Source organism: Streptacidiphilus pinicola, assembly GCF_003258295.1.
Taxonomy (GTDB): Bacteria; Actinomycetota; Actinomycetes; order Streptomycetales; family Streptomycetaceae; genus Streptacidiphilus; species Streptacidiphilus pinicola.
In genome coordinates, this window is record NZ_QKYN01000157.1 from 1 (window position 1) to 21,323 (window position 21,323).

Sequence of the window (21,323 nt, forward strand, 5' to 3'; positions counted from 1 at the left end):
GCGGCCGCCGCCGCGGCGGCGGCGCGGGGCGGCCGGCGGCTCGGGCGCCTCGTGGCGCGGCATGACGATGTCGGCGGGGAGCTCGCGCAGCAGCTCGGGGTCCATGATCGAGGTCCGCTCCAGCGGCGGCGGCTCGACGCCGGCGGACCCCTGCGCGGGCGGCGGCCCCGGGGCGGGCACCGGCTCCGCGTCCAGCTGGGCGGGCGTCAGCCCGCGGCGGATCCGTTGCAGCTCCGCCAGCAGCTCCACGGCGTCGGCCGGGCGGCGGGTGGCGTCGCGCGAGGTCGCGGCGAGCGTTATGGCGTCCAACTGCTGCGGCAGACCGGGCACGCGCTGCGAGGGCGGCGACACGTCCGTGCTCAGGTGCTGGTAGATGACGTGCATCGGGCTCTCGCCCAGGTGCGGCTTGGAGCCGGTCAGCATCTCGTAGAGCAGCACGCCGCAGGCGTAGACGTCGGTGCGCGGGTCGGCGGCGCCGCGCTCGATCTGCTCGGGCGCGAGGTAGGAGACCGTGCCCATGACCTGCTGGGTGGTGGCCGCGGTCTGTCCGTTGACGGCCCGGACCAGGCCGAAGTCGGCGACCTTGACCCGGCCGTCCTCGGTCAGCAGCACGTTCTCCGGCTTCACGTCCCGGTGGACCAGCCCGGCCCGGTGCGCGGCGCCGAGCGCGGCGAGGACGGGCTCCAGGATGTCCAGCGTGGTGCGCGGGCTCAGCGCGCCGCGGTCCCGCAGCAGGTCGCGCAGGGTCCAGCCGGGGACGAACTCCATGGCCAGGAAGACCGCGGGCGGCGCCGCCGTGTGGTCCTCGCCCTGGTCGAAGACGCCCACGACGTTCGGGTGCGAGAGCTTGGCGACGGCCTTGGCCTCGCGGATGAAGCGCTCGACGAACTCCGGGTCGGCGGCGAAGCCGGGGTGCATCACCTTGAGGGCGACGACCCGGTCCAGCCGGGTGTCGACGCCCCGGTAGACCGTGGCCATGCCGCCCACGGCGACGCGCTGCTCGACCCGGTACCGGCTGTCGAGCACGCGCCCGATAAGGGGGTCCTGCAGCGTTACGTCCACCCTGAGGAGTGTAGGGGGAGGCGGAACCCGCGCCGCCGCACCGGTCCGATCCGTCGCAGAAGTGTGACGACGGTCAGAACGCGGGCGCTTCGGGGTCGAAGGACGCGCGGCCCTCCATCGGCGAGGAGGCCTCGGCGTGGAAGCGCTTCGGGATGCGCCCCGCACGGTAGGCCAGACGCCCGGATTCGACCGCCTTGCGCATCGCCTCGGCCATCAGCGCCGGCTCCTGCGCGCGGGTGACCGCTGTGGCCAGCATCACCGCCGCACAGCCCAGCTCCATGGCCAGCGCCACGTCCGAGGCGGTGCCGGCGCCCGCGTCCAGGACCACCGGGACGTTCGCCTGCTCCACGATCAGCTGGAAGTTGTGCGGGTTGCGGATGCCCAGGCCGGAGCCGATCGGCGAGCCCAGCGGCATGACCGCGGCGCAGCCGACGTCCTCCAGCTTGCGGGCCAGCACCGGGTCGTCGTTGGTGTAGGGCAGCACGACGAAGCCGTCGTCGACCAGGGTCTCGGCGGCGTCCAGCAGCTCGATCGGGTCGGGCAGCAGGGTGCGCTCGTCGGCGATGACCTCCAGCTTGACCCAGTTCGTCCCGAGTGCCTCGCGGCTCAGCCGGGCCGTCAGCACCGCCTCCCCGGCGGTGAAGCAGCCCGCGGTGTTCGGCAGCACGTCGATACCGCAGCGCTGCAGCACCTCCAGCACCGAGCCGCGCGCGGCCGGGTTGATCCGGCGCATCGCGACGGTGGTCAGCTCCGTGCCCGAGGTGCGCAGCGCCTGCTCCAGCACCTCCAGGCTGGGCGCCCCGCCGGTGCCCATGATCAGGCGGGAGGAGAAGGAGCGGTCGGCGATGGTGAGCAGATCGTCAGCCATGGCGGTCAGCCTCCCTGGACGGCGGTGAGGATCTCGACGCGGTCGGCGTCGGCGAGCACGGTCGCGTCCCACTGGCTGCGCGGGACGACGGCCTCGTTCACGGCGGCCGCGACGCCGCTCGGCGCGGCGGACAGCTCCGTGACCACCTGGGCGAGCGTCACCCCGCCGGGCAGCGAGCGGTCCTCGCCGTTGACGGTCAGTCGGATCGTGGCGGCGGCGGTCATCGGGTGAACTCCGAAATCGTGGGCGTGAAGCGGGCGGGGGTGAACGGGGCGGCCTCCGCGGGCAGCCGGCCCTCGGCGAGGAACGCGGCGATCGCGTCGCCGGTGACCGGCGTCAGCAGCACGCCGTTGCGGTGGTGGCCGGTCGCGGCCACCAGGCCGGGGAACGCGGTCGGGCCGAGCAGCGGCGCGTTGTCCGGCGTGCCCGGGCGCAGGCCCGCGTTGGTCTCCAGCAGCGGCAGCTCGGTGAGGCCGGGCAGCAGCTCGCGGCCGTCGCGCAGCAGCTCGTAGACGCCGCCCGCGGTGACGGTGGTGTCGAAGCCCTGCTCCTCCATCGTGGCGCCGAGCACCAGCTCGCCGTCCGCGCGCGGGACCAGGTAGATGTGGCAGCCGCGCACCACCGCGCGCAGGTTGCGGGAGAGGAACGGCATCGGCAGGGGTCCGTGCACGGTCGCCATCCGCAGCCGCACCACCTGGCCCTTGACCGGCCGGACGGGCAGCCGCGCCTCGGGCGGCAGCCCCGGCAGCTCGCCGCTCCAGCTGCCCGCGGCCAGCACGGTCCGCTCGGCGTGCAGGGCCGTCCCGTCCTCGGTGCGGGCGCCGACGACGCTCACGCCGTCCTCGCTGAGGAGCTCGGCGGCGCGCTCGCGCCGCAGGGTCACCCCGGCGCGACGGCAGACCTCGACGAGGGCGCGGCCGAGGCGCCGCGGATCGACCTGGTGGTCGCCCGCGACCAGCGTGCCGCCGCGCACGTCCGGGGCCAGCATCGGCTCCAGCCGACGGCACTCGCGGCCGGTCAGCCACTGCGTCGTAAGGCCCAGCCGGCGCTGGAACTCGTGCACCTCGCGCAGCTCGGCCCGGTCGTCGGCGTCCAGCGCGACGGCGAGCGTGCCGCAGCGGCGGTAGCCGGTGTCCAGGCCGGTGGCCTCGGTCAGCTCGGCGACGAAGTCGGCGTAGCGCTCGTTGGACGCGATGCCGAGCCGGAGCAGCGGCTCCTCGCCGTACTGCAGCTCGGTGACCGGTGCGAGCATCCCGGCGGCGACGTGGTTCGCGCCGCGGCCCGGGTCCGGATCGAGGAGGGTCACCCGCAGACCGCGCTGCGCGCTGCGCCAGGCCACGGCCAGGCCGATGATCCCGCCGCCGACCACGAGTGCGTCGGTGGACGTCATGATGCTGCAACTCCCTTCGCCGGAATGACCCGGATCAGGTTCGGACGGTCGGAGGCGCCCCAGCCTCCCTCTCAGCCCGGTGCTCCGGGCTCCCGCGTCTACTTCTCGACCCACTCTATACAGTGGCCGAATGGCTGTTGTGATCGTCGGGGCCGGGATGGCCGGGGTGCAGACGGCGGTGGCGCTGCGCCAGCAGGGACACACCGGTTCCCTCACGCTGCTGGGCGCGGAGCCGCACCCGCCCTACGACCGGCCGCCGCTCTCCAAGGACGTGCTGCTCGGACGAGCCGAGCACTCCCGTTTCGAGATCGACTTCGACGAGCTCGGCATCGAGCTGGCGCTCGGCCGCCGGGCCGTCTCGCTCGACCCCGACGCCCGGACGGTGAAGACCGACGGCGGCGACCTGGCCTACGACCGGCTGGTGCTCGCGACGGGCGCCGCGCCCGTCGCCCTGCCCGGCCAGCCCGACTCGGCGTTCCTGCTGCGCACCCAGGACGACGCGCTCGCCCTGCGGGCGGCGCTGCGGCCGGGCACCCGCGTGGTCGTGGTCGGCGCGGGCTGGATCGGCGCGGAGGCAGCGACCGTGGCCCGGCAGCTCGGGTGCGAGGTCACCGTGGTCGAGGCCGCCGCCTCGCCACTGGCGGGCGCGCTGCCCGCGGAGTTCGGCGAGCGCACCCGTGCCTGGTACGCGGACGCGGGCGTGGACCTGCTCACCGCCTCGGCGGTCAGCGAGATCACCGCGCACGCCGTGCATCTGACGGACGGCCGGGAACTGGCCGCGGACGTGGTCGTCGTCGGTATCGGCGCCCGCCCGGACAACGGCTGGCTCGCCGGCTCCGGCATCCCCCTGGACGACCGCGGCGCGGTAGCGGCGGACGCGCGGCTGCGCGCGGGGCGGCCGGACGTCTTCGCGGTGGGGGACTGCGCGTCGTTCCCCTCGGCGCGCTACGGCCGCAGGCTCACGGTGCACCACTGGGACAACGCGCTCCAGGGCGCCCGGGTGGTGGCCGCGAACGTCCTCGGCGGCGAGGTGGACTACGACCCCGTCCCGTACTTCTGGTCCGAGCAGTTCGGCCACATGGTGCAGGTCGCCGGCGTGATCGACGCCGGCGCGGAGCCGCTCGCCCGGGGCGGGACGACGGTCCTGTGGCTGCGCGAGGGGCGCCTGCAGGCCGTGCTGACCGTGGACCGACCGCGGGACCTGACGCAGGGCCGGAAGCTGATCGAGTCGGGCGCGGCGCTGGATCCCGCCAAGGCGGCCGACCCGGACACGCAGCTCAGGGCGGCGACTGCCGGTTAGGCGACGCGGCGGTTGCCGGGCGCGCTGTCCTCGTCGCCCAGCGGGCGGGCGGCCAGGACGGCCACCGGCGCGAGCATCAGCGTCGGGGCGACGACCGCCAGCGCGGCCAGGACGCTGGGCGAGGTGACCCACTCCAGCGCGCAGGTCGCGGCCACGACCACGGCGATCAGCGCGTAACGCATGCTCAGCTCCTTCGGGTCCGGCGTCTTTGGTGTCCGCTGTTCCTGCAGTATGCCCGAGACCGGCCGCGCGGCGACCGTTCCCTCCTGTCGGCGGATGCGCATATCGTGTTCGTGACGATGGTGTCGAACAGGGGAGGCCACTGCGATGAGCCCGTTCCGTGGATCCGTGCCGTTCACCGAGGAGTGGCGCCACTTCCGGCTGGAACGCGACGAGGCGGGCGTGCTGACGGTCACGCTCGACCGTCCGGACAAGCTGAACGCGCTGACCTTCGAGTCCTACGCGGACCTGCGCGACCTGCTGGCGGAGCTGCCGCAGCGCGGGGACACCCGCGCGGTGCTGCTGCGCGGCGAGGGCCGCGGCTTCTGCTCCGGCGGGGACGTCAACGAGATCATCGGCGCGACCCTGCAGATGCGGCCGGACCAGCTGCTCGACTTCACCCGGATGACGGGGCAGGTCGTGCGGGCGATGCGGGAATGCCCGATCCCGATCGTCGCCGCGATCCACGGCATCGCCGCCGGGGCCGGCTCGGTGCTCGCGCTGGCCGCGGACTTCCGGGTGGTCGCGCGGTCCGCGCGCTTCGCCTTCCTGTTCACCAAGGTCGGGCTGGCCGGGGCCGACATGGGCGCGGCGTACCTGCTGCCCCGGCTGGTGGGGCTCGGCCACGCCACCAAGCTGCTGATGCTGGGCGACACCGTCGACGCCGTCACCGCCGACCGGTACGGGCTGGTCAGCGAGCTGGTCGAGGACGAGGAGCTGGACGCGACCGCCGGCGCCCTGGCGCGCCGCCTCGCCGAGGGGCCCGCGTTCGCGCTCGCCCAGACCAAGGCGCTGCTGACGCAGGAGCTGGACATGAGCCTGGCCGCCTCGGTCGAGCTGGAGGCGATGACGCAGGCGCTGCTGATGAAGAGCGCCGACTACGCCGAATTCCACGCCGCCTTCACCGGCAAGCGCCCGCCGAAGTGGCAGGGCCGCTGAGCGTCGCTGAGCGCGGGCCGGTGACACGCACATAGCGCTGTCGTTACGATGGTGACAGACACGGTATACGCCGGTCGGTCCAGGAGGGAGACGGTCGTGCGGATCGCGGTCATCGGCGGCGGGCCCGGCGGGCTGTACTTCGCCGCGCTGGTCAAGCGGCAGCAGCCCGCGCACGAGGTCACGGTCTGGGAGCGCAACGCCCCCGGCGACACCTTCGGCTTCGGCGTCGTGCTCTCCGACGAGACGCTCGGCGGGATCGAGGAGGCCGATCCCGAGCTCTACGCCGAGCTGGAGGCGGGCTTCGCGCGCTGGGACGACATCGATGTGCACCTGCCCAGCGGCCAGGTGTTCACCTCCGGCGGGCACGGCTTCGCCGCGACCAGCAGGCAGCGGCTGCTCGGGCTGCTCCAGGAGCGCTGCCGCTCCGCCGGGGTGGAGCTGCGCTTCCGCGAGGAGGCCCCGTCCGCGGCGGAGCTGGCGCGCGACCACGACCTGGTGGTCGCGGCCGACGGCGTCCGCTCCCGCACCCGGGCCGCGGCCGCCGAGGTCTACCGCCCGCAGCTGGACGAGCGGCGCTGCCGCTACATCTGGCTCGGCACCGATCTGGTCTTCGACGCCTTCCAGTTCCACGTGCTGCACACCGAGCACGGCGTGATGCAGCTGCACGGCTACCCGTACTCGGACTCGGGCAGCACCGTCATCGTCGAGATGCGCGAGGACGTCTGGCGGCGCGCCGGGCTGGACCGGCTGGACGAGCGGGAGTCCGTCGCCGCCTGCGAGAAGCTCTTCGCCGACGCCCTGCGCGGCCACGCGCTGCGCGGCAACGAGTCGCGCTGGATCGCCTTCACCACCGTCCGCAACGCCACCTGGCGCGACGGCAAGGTGGTGCTGCTGGGCGACGCCGCCCACACCGCGCACTTCTCGATCGGCTCCGGCACCAAGCTCGCCATGGAGGACGCGGTCGCGCTCGCCGCCGCCCTGCGCGGCCACGCGTCGGTGCCGGAGGCGCTCGCCGCCTACGAGGAGGAGCGCCGCCCCGTCGTCGCCTCCACCCAGCGCGCGGCCCAGGCCAGCCTGGAGTGGTTCGAGAACCTGGAGCAGTACCTCGACCAGCCGGGCTGGCAGCTGGCCTTCAACCTGCTCACCCGCAGCCGCCGGATCACCCACGACAACCTGCGCCTGCGCGACCCTGGCTACGTCGCCGGCGCGGAGGGGGAGTTCGCGGCGGCCGGCACCCCGCCGATGTTCACCCCGTTCCGGCTGCGCGGGCTGACGCTGCGCAACCGCGTCGTGGTCTCCCCGATGGACATGTACTCCGCGCAGGACGGCCTGCCGAACGACTTCCACCTGGTCCACCTCGGCTCGCGCGCGCTGGGCGGCGCGGGCCTGGTGATGACGGAGATGGTCTGCGTCGCGCCCGAGGGCCGGATCACGCCCGGCTGTACGGGCCTGTGGAACGACGAGCAGCAGGCCGCGTGGGCGCGGATCACCGATTTCGTGCACGAGCGCAGCGGCGCGGCGATCGGCCTGCAGCTCGGTCACTCCGGCCGCAAGGGCGCGACCAAGCTGATGTGGGAGGGCATGGACGACCCGCTCGCCCCGGAGCAGGCCTGGCCCGTCGTCGGGCCCTCACCGCTCGCCTACCGGCCCGGCGTCGGCCAGGTGCCGGGGGAGCTGACGCGGGCGCAGCTCGCGGAGGTGAAGCAGCAGTTCGTCGCGGCGGCGCGGCGGGGCGTGGCGGCCGGCTTCGACCTGCTGGAGCTGCACTGCGCGCACGGATACCTCTTGTCCTCCTTCCTCTCCCCGCTGACCAACCGCCGCGAGGACGAGTACGGCGGACCGCTGGAGGCGCGGCTGCGCTGGCCGCTGGAGGTCTTCGACGCGATGCGCGAGGTGTGGCCCGAGGACCGCCCGATGACGGTCCGCATCTCCGCCACGGACTGGGCGGAGGGCGGCAACGACACGGAGGAGTCCGTCGTCATCGCCGCCGCGTTCGCCGCGCACGGCGCGGACGCGATCGACGTCTCCACCGGCCAGGTCGTCCCCTACGAGCAGCCCGCCTTCGGCCGCTCCTACCAGACCCCCTACGCCGACGCGATCCGCAACCGCGTCCGCGTCCCGGTCGTCGCCGTCGGCGCGGTCTCCTCCTGGGACGACGTCAACTCCCTCCTCCTGGCCGGCCGCGCCGACCTGGTCGCCCTCGGCCGACCACACCTCTACGACCCGGCCTGGACCCTCCACGCTGCTGCGGAGCAGCAGTGGTCGGGCCCGGGGGTGGAGTGGCCCGTGCAGTACCGGGCAGGAAGCCGCCGTCCGCAGACCGGCAGGCGCCTTTAGGGGCGCGAGGCTCTGCCGATATCCGGCTCCGCCGCGTGGGCGCGACCGGTCGGAAACGCTGCCACGGGTGGTCGCGCCCCCAGATAGTGCAACTACCCTTGCGCGGTTTGCTTCACGAAGTCCCGCGCTGCTCCGCCCAGGCGGGCGTCCAGCTCCTGGAAGACCCTCGCCGCCCGGCCGCCCGGCCAGGAGGCGGGCAACAGCTCGGGTGGCAGGCCCGGGTCCAGGTATGGGAGGCGGCGCCAGCTGTCGACCGCGCGGAGGTGGTCGGCGAAGGCGTCGGGGAGGGAGATCGCGCCCCTCGCGCGGTTCCACCGCGTCAGGACCGGCTCGTGGACCTCCAGGAACTCCTCGTGGCAGCGGGCCAGCGCGGGGAGGTCCCACCAGCGCTGGACGGAGTCCGACGTGGCGTCGAAGGCGAGGTGGTCGGCGCGGAAGAGGTCGGTGTACGCGGCCAGTTCGAGGCGGGTCAGGACGTGCCGCGTCTCCTCGTAGAGGTGCGCGGGGGCGATCCAGACGCCGGGTGCGGCCGTGCCGAAACCGAGACGGGCCAGCCTGCTGCGCAGCACATGGCGCTTGTGGCGTTCGCTCTCCGGGACGGAGAACAGGGCCAGCACCCAGCCGTCGGCGAGCCGGGGCGCGCGGTGGGCGTAGATGCGGCGGTCACCGTCGGCCAGCAGTTCGCGGGCCGGCTCGGAGAGCGTGTAGCCGGCGACGCCGCCCAGCGGCTCGGGGACCAGGAAGCCGCGCCGCTTCAGCCGGGAGACGGCCGAGCGGACCGGCTGGGCGTCCACGCCGACCGAGGCGAGCAGCCGGATCAGGTCGCCGACGGCGATCCAGCCGCCGAGGTCGCGGCCGTGCGCGCCGAAGAAGGTGACCAGCAGTGAGCCGGGCGTGTGCTCGCGCGCGGACTGGTCGTCAAGGATCTCCTCGCTGGTCATACGGTCACTCTAAAGATCCTCACTCCGCAGTCGGAACCGCTGCAGCTTGCCGGTGGGCGTGCGCGGCAGCGAGGCGCGGAACTCGACCTGCCGGGGGTACTTGTAGGCGCTGATCGTCGACTTCACGAAGTCCTGCAGCGCCTTGGCCGTGCCCTCGTCCGCCGGCACGCCCTCGGCGAGGACCACGAAGGCCTTGACCACCTGCCCGCGCTTCTCGTCGGGGACGCCGATGACGGCGGCCTCGCGCACCTCCGGGTGGCGCAGCAGGGCCTCCTCGACCTCGGGGCCGGCGATGTTGTAGCCCGCCGAGATGATCATGTCGTCGGCGCGTGCCTGGTAGCGGAAGCGGCCGTCGGGGTCGCGGACGTAGGTGTCGCCGGTGAGGTTCCAGCCGTCGTGGACGTAGACGGCCTGGCGCGGGTCGTCGAGGTAGCGGCAGCCGGTCGGGCCCTGGACGGCGAGCAGGCCGGGCGTGCCGTCGGGGACCTCGGCGCCGGTGGCCGGGTCGACGACGCGGGCGCGGAAGCCGGGGACGGGGAAGCCGGTGACGCCGGGGCGGGCCTCCGCGTCGGCGGCCGAGACGAAGATGTGCAGCAGCTCCGTCGAGCCGATGCCGTTGATCAGCGGCAGCCCGGTGCGCGCGTGGAAGGCCTCCCAGGTGGCGGCCGGCAGGTTCTCCCCGGCGGAGACGCAGCGGCGCAGCGAGGAGAGGTCGGCGTCGCCGGCCTGGTCGAGCAGCACCCGGTAGGCGGTCGGCGCGGTGAACAGCACGCTGACGCGGTGACGTTCGATCACGGCGGGGAGCGCGGTGGGGGAGGGCTGCTCCAGCAGCAGCGCGGAGGCGCCGACCCGCAACGGGAAGATCACCAGCCCGCCCAGGCCGAAGGTGAAGCCGAGCGGCGGCGTGCCGGTGAAGACGTCGTCGGGGCTGGGCCGCAGCACGTGGGCGGAGAAGGTGTCGGCGATGGCCAGCACGTCCCGGTGGAAGTGCATGCAGCCCTTGGGTCTCCCGGTGGTGCCGGAGGTGAAGGCGATCAGCGCGACGTCGTCGGCGGAGGTCGGCACGGCGGGGAAGGGCGCGTCGGACTTGGCGGCGGCGAGGGCGAGCAGGTCGTCGTCGGCGGAACCGCCGTAGGCGACGGTGCGCAGGCCCGGCGCGTCCACGGCCGCGAGCTCGTCCAGGGCCCGCGCGTCGCACAGGGCGTGGCCGACCTCGGCGATCTCGATCATCGTGGCCAGCTCGGTGCGCCGCTGCGCGGCCAGCACGGTGACCGCCACCGCGCCGACCTTCATGACGGCCAGCCAGCAGGCGACCAGCCAGGGGGTTGTGGCGCCGCGCAGCAGCACCCGGTGGCCCGGCACCACGCCCAGGTCCTCGACGAGCACCCGCGCGATCCGGTCGGTCTGCGCCCGCAGCCGGTCGTAGGACCAGACGGTGCCGTCCTCCAGGCGCAGGCAGGGCCGGTCCGCGCCGAGCCGGGCGATCGTCGCGTCGAGGAGCTCCGCGCCGCAGTTGAGCCGGTCCGGATAGTGCAGCTCGGGCAGGTCGAAGCGGAGTTCCGGCCACGTCGGCGCGGGCGGCAGGTGGTCGCGCGCGAAGCTGTCGACGTGGGCGGAGGGGAGCAGGTGCATGGCGGGTGGTACCCCCTCACCTCGAGATTCTGCAAGCAGGCTAGCGCGTTGGTGACGACAGTCAACCATCCGCGATATGAATGGGGGAGACACCCAGGAGGGAGTGCGCGATGGCGACGACGGCGTTCGCGCTGGACGAGGAGCAGCAACGGTTCTGCGCCCAGGTCCGCGAGCAGGCGGTGGAGCGGCTGCTGCCGCTCGCGCACGGGGCCGATCCGGTTCTCGGCGAGCGGGTCAACCGGCCGCTGCTGGAGGAGATGGGCCGGCTCGGGCTGCTGGCCCGGCTCTTCCCCGGCGAGGGGCGCTCGGCGGCCGCGCTGGACCTGTGCCTGCTGCGGGAGTCCCTGGCGCAGGTCAACACCGAGGCGGAGACGGCGCTGGCGCTGCAGGGGCTCGGCTTCTACCCGGTGGTGCAGAGCGGCACCGAAGCCCAGCTGAAGCGCTGGCTGCCCGAAATCGCCTCCGGCCGCGCGGTCGCGGCCTTCGCGCTCTCCGAGCCCGGCGCGGGCTCGGACGCGGCGGCGCTCGCCCTGGAGGCCGCGTCGGACGGGGTGGGCGGCTGGCGGCTGCGCGGGGAGAAGTGCTGGATCTCCAACGCGCCCGAGGCGGACCTCTACACCGTCTTCGCCCGCACCGGCCCCGACGCGGGCGCCCGTGGCGTCACCGCCTTCCTCGTCCCCGCCGACCGCCCTGGGCTGACCGGCGAGCCGCTCGACATGATCTCCCCGCACCCGATCGGCCGGCTGCGCTTCGACGACGTGCCCGTCGGGCCCGAGGACCTGCTGGGCGAGGTCGGCGGCGGGTTCCGGGTGGCGATGCGCACGCTCGACCTGTTCCGGCCCAGCGTCGGGGCCTTCGCCGTCGGCATGGCCCAGGCCGCCCTCGACGCGGCCGTCGAGCACGCCGGCGCCCGGGAGGCCTTCGGCGGGCCGTTGCGCGAGCTCCAGTCCGTCGGCCACCGGCTCGCCGAGATGGCCACCCGCACCGAGGCCGCCCGCCTGCTCGTCTACGCGGCGGCCGCCGCGTACGACGCGAACGGCGGGACGGGACAGGCCGGTCTGCACGGCCCGACCGGGCGCGCGGCGATGGCCAAGCTGTTCGCCACGGAGGCGGCCCAGTACGTCGTCGACTCCGCCGTCCAGCTGCACGGCGCCCGCGCGCTGCAGCGCGGGCACCTGCTGGAGCGGCTCTACCGGGAGGTGCGGGCGCCGCGGATCTACGAGGGCGCGTCCGAGGTGCAGCTGAGCATCATCGCCCGTGAGCTGTTCCGATGAGCGCGCCCGTACCGACGAGCGCCGCCCTCGGGGAGCGCAGCCGGATCTGCGTGGTGACCGGCGGCAGCAAGGGGATCGGGGCCGCCGTCGCCGCCGACCTGTCGGCGGCCGGGCACCGGGTGGTGCTCGCCGCGCGCGATCCCGCGGCGTTGGAGCGCGCGGCGAAGGCGCTGCCCGGCCCCGTGCTGACCGTCCCCGTCGACCTGACCGCGCCCGGCGCCGCCGACGAGCTCTTCGACCGGGTCGAGGCGGACTGGGGCCCGGCCGAGGTGCTGGTCGCCGCGGCGGGCGCGGGCGCCTCCGCCAAGCTGACGGAGACGAGCGACGAGCTGTGGGAGCAGCAGCTCGCACTGAATCTCACCGCGCCGTTCCACTGCGTCCGCCGGGCGGTGCCGTCGATGCGCGCGGCGGGGTGGGGCCGGATCGTCGTGGTCGCCTCGGTGGCGGCCAAGGTCGGCGCGCCCTACGTGGCCGCGTACACGGCCGCCAAGCACGGCGTGCTCGGCCTGGTCCGCTCGGCCGCCGCGGAGCTCGCGGGCAGCGGGGTGACGGTCAACGCCGTCTGCCCGGGCTACGTCGACACGCCGATGACGGACGCGACCGTGGGCGCGATCGCCGCGCGCACCGGCCGCAGCGAGGACGAGGCGCGCGCGGCTCTGGTCCGGATGCAGCCGATCGGGCGGCTGGTCCGGCCGCAGGAGGTGGCGGCCGTGGTCCGGCTGCTGCTGGAGAACGAGGCCCTTTCGGGCCAGGGCATCACCGTCGACGGAGGAGGAGTCCAGTCATGACGCTGCGTCGGATCAACCCGCCGGGCCTGGCCGAGCCGAGCGGTTTCAGTCACGCCGTCACCGCGACCGGCGGCACGCTGGTCTTCCTCGCCGGGCAGACCGCGCTGGACGAGAAGGGCGCGATCGTCGGCGCGGACGTGGTCGAGCAGTTCGACCGGGCGCTGGGCAACCTGCTGGAGGCGCTGGCCGCGGCGGGCGGCACGCCCGCACAGCTGGCCCGGCTCACCGTCTACGCGACCGACCCGGAGGACTACCGCGCCCACGCCGCCGACATCGGCCGGGTCTGGCGGGCCCGCGCCGGGCGGGAGTACCCGGCGATGGCGCTGATCGGCGTGGTCCGGCTCTGGGACGAGCCGGCGCTGGTCGAGCTGGAGGGCATCGCCGTGCTGGACTGATCGCCGTGCTGGGCTGTGTCTTCCTGCTCGTGATGCTGCTGCCGGCCGTCCCTGGAGCGCCGGTGGGACGCGCGCAGCTCCGAGGAATGACGCAGCGGAGCAGTGACGCGGCGTGCGCTCCGGCCATGAAAAGTGGCAGTCTGTTGACGTGAGTGAGATTGATCCCAAGATCGAAGCCCTGGTTCCGGACTGGATGTACCTCCCCGACATCGCCGAGAAGTGGGGGGTCGAGGTCACCAAGGTTCGCAACATGGTCACCGACGGCACCCTGCTGTCCGCGCGTCGCGGCGAGAACAAGGTCCTGATGGTCCCGACCGCCTTCATCGGGCCCGACGGGCCCGTCAAGGGCATCGTCGGCACGCTGACCGTCCTCAAGGACTGCGGGTTCAGCCCGGAAGAGTCCCTGGAGTGGCTCTTCACGGACGACCCCAGCCTCCCCGGCACCCCCGCCCAGGCACTGAACGAGAACCGCGGCACCGAGGTCAAGCGCCGCGCCCAGGCGATGGCCCTGTGAGCGGCGCCCGCGCGGCGCTGGCGGACGCCCGGCTCTACCTGTGCACGGACGCCCGCCGCGAGCAGGGTGACCTCGCCGAGTTCCTGGACGCGGTGCTGGCCGGCGGCGTCGACATCGTGCAGCTCCGCGACAAGGGCCTGGAGGCCCGGCAGGAGCTGGCAGCCCTGGAGGTCTTCGCCGACGCCTGCCGCCGCCACGGCCGGCTGCTGTCCGTCAACGACCGCGCGGACATCGCCTTCGGCGCCCGCCCCGACGTGCTCCACCTCGGCCAGGACGACCTGCCGGTCCCGGTCGCCCGGGGCATCCTCGGCGAGGACGTGATCATCGGCCGCAGCTGCCACGCGGAGTCCGAGGTCGACGTGGCGCTCACCGAGCCCGGCGTGGACTACTTCTGCACGGGCCCGGTCTGGCCCACCCCGACGAAGCCGGGCCGCCACGCCCCGGGCCTCGGCCTGGTGGAGTACGCGGCGAAGCAGGCCACCGACCGCCCGTGGTTCGCCATCGGCGGCATCGACGAGTCCAACCTCGACGCGGTCCTCGACGCCGGCGCCCGCCGCATCGTCGTGGTCCGCGCCCTCACGCAGGCGGCAGACCCGCACGCCGCCGCGCAGTCCCTGGCCCGCCGGGTCCGGGAAGCGGCCCGTTAGGGGCGCGAGGCTCTGCCGATGTGCGGCTCCGCCGCGTGGGCGCGACAAGCCACCCACGTGTTTCTCGCGCAGAGCCCCGCGCCCCTGAGGTGGCCGTCAGTGCCTGCGCGCGGTCGCCGCGTCGACCAGGCGGCGGAGGACCTCGCGGGCCTGGGGCTCGCGGATGGGTGCGGAGGCGAGGGTTTCCAGGGCCTGCTCGCGGAGTGCGACGATGCGGTCCTCGATCCGGCGCGGAGCGCCGCTGCGGGTGATCACGTCGCGGAGGCGTTCCACGCCGTCCGCGTCGAGGCCGGGCGCGCCGAGGAGGTCGTTGAGGAGTCGGGCGTCGGCCGTGGAGCAGGAGGCGAGCGTCTCTGCGACGAGCAGCGTGCGCTTGCCCTCACGCAGGTCGTCGCCGGCCGGCTTCCCGGTGACCGCCGGGTCGCCGTAGACGCCGAGCAGGTCGTCGCGGAGCTGGAAGGCCTCGCCCAGCGGCAGTCCGAACGCGCCGTAGGCGTCGGTCAGGTCGGCGGAGGCGTCGGCCAGCAGGCCGCCCAACTGCAGCGGCCGCTGCACCGTGTACTTCGCGGACTTGTACTCGATCACGGTGCGGGCGCGTTCGACCGCGCCCGCCTCGCCCGCGGGCCACACCGCGGCCGGCTCCAGCATGTCGAGGTACTGACCCGCCATCACCTCGGTGCGCATCAGGTCCAGCAGCGGCTTGGCCCGCCGCACGGCGTCGCGCGGGAGGCCGCACTCGGAGAAGAGCGCGTCGCACCAGACCAGCAGCAGGTCGCCGACGAGGACCGCGCTGGCGCCGCCGAACTGCGCGGCGTCGCCGTGCCAGCCGGAGCCGCGGTGCAGGGACTCGAAGCGGCGGTGGACCGAGGGGAGGCCGCGGCGGGTGTCGCTGTGGTCCATGAGGTCGTCGTGGACCAGCGCGCTCGCCTGCAGCAGCTCCAGGGCCGCGGCCGCGGCGACCGCGCCGTGCTCGTCGGCCGCGCCGCCCGCTCCGCGCCAGCCCCAGTAGCAGAAGGCGGCGCGCAGCCGCTTGCGGCCGGTGGGGCGCTCGCCGAGGAGGAAGTCGCGCACGGTGCCGCAGACCGGCCCCAGCTGCGGCGAGATCGCCAGCAGGGTCCGTTCCTGGCCGGTGAGGAAGGTGTCGAGGGCGCCGTCGACCCGCTGTCGCAGCCACTCCGCGTCGACGGGGTTGCCGACGACGGGCGCGGGGGCGGATTGAGCGAGCGACACCGGGGACTCCGACTGGTACGGGGACCAACAGCGTAACGCGCGCGGGTGGGCGCCCTCGAACCCGCTTCAACCGGGCGTCGACGCGTCGGTTTTCGGCCCCGTGTCCCAAGGAGCGGACAACTGTTTCAGCATCCGTCCGGATGGCGGATAACCTTCGGCTATGGCTCTCGGAACCCCCAGCACCCGCCCGGACCGTGCCGTGTCGATCCGCGATCTCCTGGCGTCCGGGGCCAAGTCGTACTCCTTCGAGTTCATGCCCCCGCGCTCGCCCGAGGCGGAGGCGGGGCTCTGGAAGGCGATCCGCCGCCTGGAGGCGCTCGCGCCCACCTTCGTCTGCGTGACCTACGGCGCCGGCGGCTCGACCCGCGGCCGCACCATCAACATCACCGGCCGGATCGCCGCGGAGACCACGCTCACCCCCGTCGCGCACCTGACGGCGGTGGACCACACCGTGGCCGAGCTGCGCAATATCCTCGGCTGCTACGCCGACCAGGGCGTGCGCAACGTGCTCGCGCTGCGCGGAGACCCGCCGGGGGACCCGCTGGGCGAGTGGGTGCCGCACGCACAGGGCGTCAACTACGCGTCCGAGCTGGTCGAGCTGATCAAGGAGTCCGGCGACTTCTGCGTCGGCGTCGCGGCCTTCCCTGAGCGGCACCCGCGCTCCACGGACTGGGACGAGGACATCCGGCACTTCGTCACGAAGGTGCGCGCGGGCGCGGACTACGCGATCACCCAGATGTTCTTCGACGTCGACTTCTACCTGCGCTTCCGCGACCGCGTCGGGGCGGCCGGCTGCGACGTGCCGATCATCCCGGAGATCATGCCGGTGACGAGCGTCCGCTCGCTGCACCGCATCCCGACGCTGTCGACGGCCTGGTTCCCGCCGCAGCTGCGCGACCGGATGCTGGCCCACGAGGACGACCCGAAGGCCGTGCGCGCGATCGGCATCGAGTACGCCACGGAGATGTGCCGCCGTCTGCTCGACGAGGGCACGCCGGGGCTGCACTTCATGACGATGAACTTCTCGACGGTGACCTCGGAGATCTACCAGAACCTGGGTCTTACCCCGCAGAGCTGAAAGCCTTCACGTCCACCGGGTACGGTGTGCTCCACCGTTGGAGAGGTGGTGCGCGAGGTGACGCTTCTGTACGCCGCGTTCGCGGTGGTCGCGCTGTGGCTGCTCGGTGAGCTGCTGCTGCAGCGCCGTGCGCCGTTGCACTGGCGCGCGCTGGCGCTGCTGGGGTTCCTGGTCCTGGTCGCCGGGGTGGCGCAGCGGACCCTGCCGCTGATCGGCGCGGGCGTGCTCGCCTTCGGCGCCGGTCAGGCGCTGGCCACCCGGGCGGTCAAGCACTCCGCGGGCGCGTCCTACTGGTCGCTGGTGGCGCCGGAGCGGGTGCCGGTCCTGGGCCGCCTCTTCGGCGGCGAGGCCCGGCCGGAGCCCGAGCTGGAGCCGGAGCTGGAGCGGGAAGCCGAGTTCGAGCCCCCGGTGGAACCCGTGCCCGTGTCCGTGCCCGAGCCGGACGCCGTGGAGGCGACGGCGGTCTTCCAGACGGACGAGTACGCCGTCGAGGGCGACAGCGTCTACTACGCGCAGAACGACTACGGGTACACCCAGAACGCGTACCCGCAGCAGGACTACCCGCAGCACGAGTACCCGCAGAACGAGTACGCACAGAACGAGTACGCGCAGGCGGGGTACTACGCCGAGGCCGACCCCTACGCGCAGCCGTACCAGGAGCAGTACCAACAGCAGTACCAGGAGTACGCGCAGTACCAGCAGTACCCGCAGTACACCGAGCAGCAGCAGTACGCCTCCTACGAGCAGCAGGCGTACCCGCCGCAGGCCCCGTACGAGCCGCAGCAGTACGCGCAGCCGCAGACCGGCTACGACTACGAGCAGGCCGGCTACTACACGCCGGACCCGCAGCACCACGCCCCGCAGGGCTGAGCCCGGCGGCGTTACGGCGTGCCGACGAGGCCCGCGACCACGGTCGCGGACATGCCGACGCGGGCCAGCCCGCCGCCCGGGTGGGCGCCGCCGCCGACGCGGTAGAGGCCGGCCGGTGCGCCGGTGTTGGACGGGCTGAGGAACGCGCCGCCCGCGCCCGCCAGGGACGGCGGGGGGACGGAGCCGCCGGGCGCGCCCGTCTCGGCGGCGGTGTCGGCGGGCGTGCGGGCGTGGCTCCACAGCAGTCGCTCGCCCAACTCCGGTGCCGCCTGCACGGCTTGGGCCAGCACGGCGTCGGCGTACGCGGTGACGCGGGCGGTGTCGGTCCAGTCGACGGGGCCCTGCGGCGGCACCGTGACGGTGACGACCGCGGTCTCGTGACCGGCGGGGGCGAGCGTCGCGTCGTCGGGGCGGAGCAGCTGGAGTGTGGGGCGTTCGCAGGGGCGCGGCGCGGGGCCGAAGAGCGCGTCCAACTCGTCGGCGCGGTCGGGCGCGTGGACGACGGTGCGGTGCGCGGTGTCCGCCGGCCGGGCGCCGCGCAGCGCGAGCAGCAGGGTGAACCGGCCCGGCATGCCGCCCGAGGCGGCGGGCGCGCGGTCGTCGACGACGACGTCCGCGTCGAGGACGCTCCCGTCGGCGAGCCGGACGCCGGTGACCCGGTCCCCGCCGAGGACGTCCGTCACGCGGGTGCCGAAGCGCAGGTCGACCCGGCGGGCCTCGCAGCGCCGCAGCACCGCGTCGGCGAGGGCGCGGAGGCCTCCCGTGACGTACCAGACGCCGAAGCTCTGCTCCATGTACGGCAGCCAGGTCAGCGAGGCCGGCGCGCGCTCGGGGTCGAGGCCGAAGCGCAGCGCGTACTCGTCCAGCAGGGCCGTGAGGCGCGCGTCGCGCAGCTCGCGGCGGGCGACCTCGGCGAGGGTGCGCGGGGCGCGGGCGAGGAGGCCGCGCCGGGCCGGAACGTAAGGGTCCCGGTGCAGGGCTGACGGGTCGTCGGGGAGCGGCTCCTCCAGTAGCGGGCGGCGGGTGGCCTCCCAGACGCCGCGACCGCGCTCCAGCATGGCTCCCCAGCGTCCGCCCGCGTCGCCACCGAGAGCGGCGTCGAGGGCGCTCCCGACGCGGGCGAGGGAGGCATTGGCCAGGGTGACCCGGGTGCCGTCCGGCAGCAGGTGCACGCTGCCCGGGTCGACGGGGCGCAGTTCGACCTCGTCCTCCAGCCGGGTGCGGCCGGTCTTCAGCATCAGGTCGCGGTAGACAGCGGGGAGGGTGAGCAGGGTCGGGCCGGTGTCGAAGCGGAAGTCGTCGCGCTCGTACCGCCCGAGCATCCCGCCGTGGGTCGGCGCGGCCTCGCAGAGGGTCACCTTGTGGCCGACCGTCGCCAGCCGAGCCGCGGCGGCGAGTCCGCCCATTCCTGCACCGATGACCACGATCCTTGCCATGAGCACCCATCGTAGGTGGTCAGCGAGGGGCCCTAGGATTCAGCACATGGCGGACTTCGAGTACCACGAGCAGTTGGCGTTCCGGGCCCTGGCGGAGTCACGGACATCCAGCCTCAGTGGCAACCGCGAGTACCACGTCCAGGTGGCCCAGGTGGAGGCGACGCTGGCGCTGGCCGCCGCGGTCGCCGCGCTGTCACGCAGGCCGGGAGCGATGCCGGGTGCGCCGAAGGACGAGGACGTCAGCCCTTCCTGACGGTCAGCGCAGTCTGACGCCGTCCATGATCAGTCCGATCAGCCGTTCCGGCGAGCTGCTCGGCTTCTTCATCGCCTTCGAAGTGCCGCAGGCGTAGGTCACGCCGCTGGTGAGCTGCATCAGCTCGGAGGTGGTGACGTCGGCGCGGATGCCGCCGGCCGCCTTGGCGCGCTCCACCAGCTCCTCCGAGGTGTGGTGCAGCACCCATGCCGTGTCGTGCTTGCGATCGGCGCTAAGCAGCAGCGCCGAGGCGAGGCCCTTGAACGCGCCGACGTGGTCGACGAGGCGCACCAGCCACTCGTTCAGCGCCGCCGTCGGATCCTCGGCGGTCAGCAGCGGGGCCGCGTCCGCGGCGACGGAGTCGGCCCACTGCACGCAGACCGCGTCCAGCAGGGCCTCCCGGTTGGGGAAGTGGCGGTAGAGGGTGCCGGGGCCGACGCCCGCGCGCTTGGCGATGTCGTCGAGTGACGCGTCCGGGCCGTTGGCGAGAAAGGACTCGGTGGCGACGGCTACGAGCTTCTCGTAGTTGCGGCGCGCGTCGGCGCGCATGGGGCGCGGGGCGCGCGTCTCGGCCGTCATCTCCTCGATCCCTTGCTAAACGGAGACAGTCTCCGTATTGTTGCTCCTGGAACCGGAGGATACCTCCGTTTGAGTTCCCTTTCCATCTTCGCATCCATTCTCCATGCACTCCAGGGCGGAGCCATGTCCGAGAACACCCTCACCTCCTCTGCGCCAACCCGCACCAAGACCCCGGTGGACTCTCCACCACCGACACGCAGGCGCCAGCTGGCCCTCGCGGTGATCCTCGCCTGCCAGCTGATGGTGATACTCGACGCCACCGTCGTCACCATCGCGCTGCCGGGCATCCAGCACGCGCTCGGCTTCTCCTCGGCCGGGCTGAGCTGGGTCATGAACATCTACTCGCTGACCTTCGGCGGTCTGCTGCTGCTCGGCGGCCGGGCCGGCGACATCTTCGGGCGGCGTCGCCTGCTGGCCTGGGGCATCGCGCTGTTCACGCTCGCCTCGCTGGCCGGTGGCCTGGCCACCGACCCCACCGAGCTGCTCGTCGCCCGCGTCGCGCAGGGCGTCGGCGCGGCCGTCGCGGCGCCCAGCACGCTGGCGCTGATCGTCAGCACCTTCCGCGACCCGGTGGAGCGGGCCCGCGCGATCGGGCTCTTCTCCGCGATGTCCGCCAGCGGCGCGACCGTCGGCCTCATCGTCGGCGGGCTGCTGACCTCCTGGCTCTCCTGGCGCTGGGTCATGTTCATCAACGTGCCGTTCGGCGTGCTGGTGACCGTGCTCGCGCCGCGCGTGATCGAGGAGCCGGAGCGGCGGCCCGGACGGCTCGACCTGGCCGGTGCGCTGACCGCGACCGGTGGCATGGTCTCGCTCGTCTACGGGTTCATCCGCGCCGCGACGGTCGGCTGGAACGACTCCTTCACGCTGAGCTGCTTCGCCGCCGCGGCGGTGCTGCTGACGGTCTTCGTGCTGGTCGAGCGGCGCGTCGACCAGCCGCTGCTGCCGCTCTCGCTGCTGACGGACAAGGTCCGCGCCGGCGGCTACGCGGCGATGGCGCTGCTGGCGGCGGCCATGTTCGGGATGTTCTTCTTCGTCACCCAGTACCTGCAGACCGGGCTCGGCATGTCGCCGATGAAGGCGGGTTTCGCCTTCCTGCCGCTGGCCGTGCCGATCTTCGCCGGCGCGCGGCTGGCCCCGCGCCTGGTGCCCAAGTGGGGGACGCGTCCCTTCCTGCTGGCCGCCCCGGTCCTGCTGATCAGCGGAATGGGGCTGCTGACCCAGGTGAACCCGGACACCGCGTACGTGAGCGGGGTGCTGCCCTCGCTGGTGCTGTTCGGGCTCGGGGCGGGCTTCACCATGGTGCCGCTGAGCCTGACCATCCTCGCCAGCGTCCGGCCCGAGGAGTCCGGCGCGGCCTCCGGCACGCTGCAGACCATGCAGCAGGCGGGCGGTTCGCTCGGCACCGCCGTCGGGATCACCGCGTTCACGCACGCCACCAGCCACCCCTCCGCGCTGCCCGGCGCGGCGGGTCTGCACGCGACGCTCGCGCACGGCGTCTCGTTGGCGATGACCTGCTCGCTGGGGCTGGCGGCCGGACGAAGAGCGCCAGCACCAGGAAGGCACCGGCCGCC

At 73.9% G+C, this 21,323-nt stretch carries 22 protein-coding genes and 1 riboswitch; of the genes, 12 read left to right on the plus strand and 10 right to left on the minus strand.

The window, feature by feature from the left end; translation table 11 throughout:
• The 4 genes from DN069_RS32570 to thiO form a co-directional block, all read right to left on the minus strand.
• The coding region (locus DN069_RS32570) for a protein kinase domain-containing protein (protein WP_133260115.1) at positions 1-1,062 on the minus strand (1,062 nt) is incomplete at its 3' end.
• Positions 1,063-1,135: 73 nt separating this feature from the next.
• Complete coding sequence (locus tag DN069_RS32575; RefSeq protein WP_111506849.1) at positions 1,136-1,930, minus strand: thiazole synthase; 795 nt, start codon at positions 1,928-1,930, stop codon at positions 1,136-1,138.
• 5 nt (positions 1,931-1,935) lie between these two features.
• Positions 1,936-2,154 carry a sulfur carrier protein ThiS gene (gene thiS, locus DN069_RS32580; RefSeq protein ID WP_111506850.1) on the minus strand — a complete coding sequence of 73 codons (219 nt, stop codon included), beginning with the start codon at positions 2,152-2,154 and terminating at the stop codon, positions 1,936-1,938.
• Positions 2,151-3,320, minus strand: a complete 1,170-nt coding sequence (thiO, locus tag DN069_RS32585) for a glycine oxidase ThiO (RefSeq protein WP_111506869.1) — start codon at positions 3,318-3,320, stop codon at positions 2,151-2,153. The genes thiS and thiO overlap by 4 nt, the downstream gene beginning before the upstream one ends.
• Positions 3,315-3,426: riboswitch (TPP riboswitch) on the minus strand. Its footprint overlaps the gene before it by 6 nt.
• A 24-nt stretch (positions 3,427-3,450) precedes the next feature.
• On the opposite strand from thiO, the gene DN069_RS32590 reads away from it, so the two are divergent.
• Positions 3,451-4,620 carry an NAD(P)/FAD-dependent oxidoreductase gene (locus DN069_RS32590; RefSeq protein WP_111506851.1) on the plus strand — a complete coding sequence of 390 codons (1,170 nt, stop codon included), beginning with the start codon at positions 3,451-3,453 and terminating at the stop codon, positions 4,618-4,620.
• Here the strand turns inward: DN069_RS32590 and DN069_RS39605 are convergent.
• Positions 4,617-4,802, minus strand: coding sequence for a hypothetical protein (locus DN069_RS39605; protein ID WP_133260116.1), 186 nt, complete (start codon positions 4,800-4,802; stop codon positions 4,617-4,619). The genes DN069_RS32590 and DN069_RS39605 overlap by 4 nt on opposite strands.
• A gap of 145 nt (positions 4,803-4,947) precedes the next feature.
• Between DN069_RS39605 and DN069_RS32600 the strand changes: the two genes are divergently transcribed.
• Complete coding sequence (locus DN069_RS32600; RefSeq protein ID WP_111506853.1) at positions 4,948-5,778, plus strand: enoyl-CoA hydratase family protein; 831 nt, start codon at positions 4,948-4,950, stop codon at positions 5,776-5,778.
• Positions 5,779-5,826: 48 nt separating this feature from the next.
• Positions 5,827-8,115, plus strand: coding sequence for a bifunctional salicylyl-CoA 5-hydroxylase/oxidoreductase (locus tag DN069_RS32605; RefSeq protein WP_111506854.1), 2,289 nt, complete (start codon positions 5,827-5,829; stop codon positions 8,113-8,115).
• 92 nt (positions 8,116-8,207) lie between these two features.
• Here DN069_RS32605 and DN069_RS32610 read toward each other — a convergent pair whose 3' ends face one another.
• Complete coding sequence (locus tag DN069_RS32610) at positions 8,208-9,056, minus strand: PaaX family transcriptional regulator (RefSeq protein WP_111506855.1); 849 nt, start codon at positions 9,054-9,056, stop codon at positions 8,208-8,210.
• Between the two features lie 9 nt (positions 9,057-9,065).
• Positions 9,066-10,688: an AMP-binding protein gene (locus tag DN069_RS32615; protein WP_111506856.1), complete on the minus strand. Its 1,623-nt coding sequence runs from the start codon at positions 10,686-10,688 to the stop codon at positions 9,066-9,068.
• 110 nt (positions 10,689-10,798) lie between these two features.
• On the opposite strand from DN069_RS32615, the gene DN069_RS32620 reads away from it, so the two are divergent.
• The 5 genes from DN069_RS32620 (at position 10,799) to thiE (ending at position 14,306) form a co-directional block, all read left to right on the plus strand.
• Positions 10,799-11,962 (plus strand): acyl-CoA dehydrogenase family protein, encoded by a 1,164-nt coding sequence (locus DN069_RS32620; RefSeq protein WP_111506857.1) that lies wholly within the window; start codon positions 10,799-10,801, stop codon positions 11,960-11,962.
• A complete protein-coding gene (locus DN069_RS32625; RefSeq protein ID WP_111506858.1) occupies positions 11,959-12,750 on the plus strand; it encodes an SDR family NAD(P)-dependent oxidoreductase in 792 nt (263 codons plus the stop codon). Before DN069_RS32620 ends, DN069_RS32625 begins: the two co-directional genes overlap by 4 nt.
• Positions 12,747-13,145, plus strand: coding sequence for a RidA family protein (locus DN069_RS32630; RefSeq protein ID WP_111506859.1), 399 nt, complete (start codon positions 12,747-12,749; stop codon positions 13,143-13,145). The genes DN069_RS32625 and DN069_RS32630 overlap by 4 nt, the downstream gene beginning before the upstream one ends.
• Positions 13,146-13,293: 148 nt before the next feature.
• Positions 13,294-13,659 (plus strand): Rv2175c family DNA-binding protein, encoded by a 366-nt coding sequence (locus tag DN069_RS32635; RefSeq protein WP_111506860.1) that lies wholly within the window; start codon positions 13,294-13,296, stop codon positions 13,657-13,659.
• Positions 13,656-14,306, plus strand: coding sequence for a thiamine phosphate synthase (gene thiE, locus DN069_RS32640; RefSeq protein WP_111506861.1), 651 nt, complete (start codon positions 13,656-13,658; stop codon positions 14,304-14,306). The genes DN069_RS32635 and thiE overlap by 4 nt, the downstream gene beginning before the upstream one ends.
• 96 nt (positions 14,307-14,402) lie before the next feature.
• On the opposite strand, the gene DN069_RS32645 is transcribed toward thiE, so the two are convergent.
• Positions 14,403-15,536, minus strand: coding sequence for a polyprenyl synthetase family protein (locus DN069_RS32645; protein ID WP_111506862.1), 1,134 nt, complete (start codon positions 15,534-15,536; stop codon positions 14,403-14,405).
• A 160-nt stretch (positions 15,537-15,696) separates the two neighbouring features.
• On the opposite strand from DN069_RS32645, the gene metF reads away from it, so the two are divergent.
• Together metF and DN069_RS32655 are read left to right on the plus strand one after the other, a co-directional pair.
• The gene (metF, locus tag DN069_RS32650; RefSeq protein WP_111506863.1) at positions 15,697-16,614 is read left to right on the plus strand and encodes a methylenetetrahydrofolate reductase [NAD(P)H]; all 918 of its coding nucleotides are present in this window, start codon (positions 15,697-15,699) and stop codon (positions 16,612-16,614) included.
• A 57-nt stretch (positions 16,615-16,671) separates the two neighbouring features.
• On the plus strand, positions 16,672-17,484 hold the full coding sequence (locus tag DN069_RS32655; RefSeq protein WP_133260117.1) for a hypothetical protein: 813 nt from the start codon (positions 16,672-16,674) through the stop codon (positions 17,482-17,484).
• Positions 17,485-17,495: 11 nt separating this feature from the next.
• Here DN069_RS32655 and DN069_RS32660 read toward each other — a convergent pair whose 3' ends face one another.
• Positions 17,496-18,920 (minus strand): phytoene desaturase family protein, encoded by a 1,425-nt coding sequence (locus tag DN069_RS32660; protein WP_111506865.1) that lies wholly within the window; start codon positions 18,918-18,920, stop codon positions 17,496-17,498.
• Between the two features lie 46 nt (positions 18,921-18,966).
• Between DN069_RS32660 and DN069_RS32665 the strand changes: the two genes are divergently transcribed.
• Positions 18,967-19,173 (plus strand): hypothetical protein, encoded by a 207-nt coding sequence (locus tag DN069_RS32665; RefSeq protein ID WP_111506866.1) that lies wholly within the window; start codon positions 18,967-18,969, stop codon positions 19,171-19,173.
• Positions 19,174-19,176: 3 nt separating this feature from the next.
• Here the strand turns inward: DN069_RS32665 and DN069_RS32670 are convergent, their stop codons facing one another.
• Positions 19,177-19,752, minus strand: coding sequence for a TetR/AcrR family transcriptional regulator (locus DN069_RS32670; RefSeq protein ID WP_111506867.1), 576 nt, complete (start codon positions 19,750-19,752; stop codon positions 19,177-19,179).
• 123 nt (positions 19,753-19,875) lie between these two features.
• Between DN069_RS32670 and DN069_RS32675 the strand changes: the two genes are divergently transcribed.
• On the plus strand, positions 19,876-21,323 hold a 1,448-nt coding region (locus DN069_RS32675), incomplete at its 3' end, for an MFS transporter (protein ID WP_111506868.1).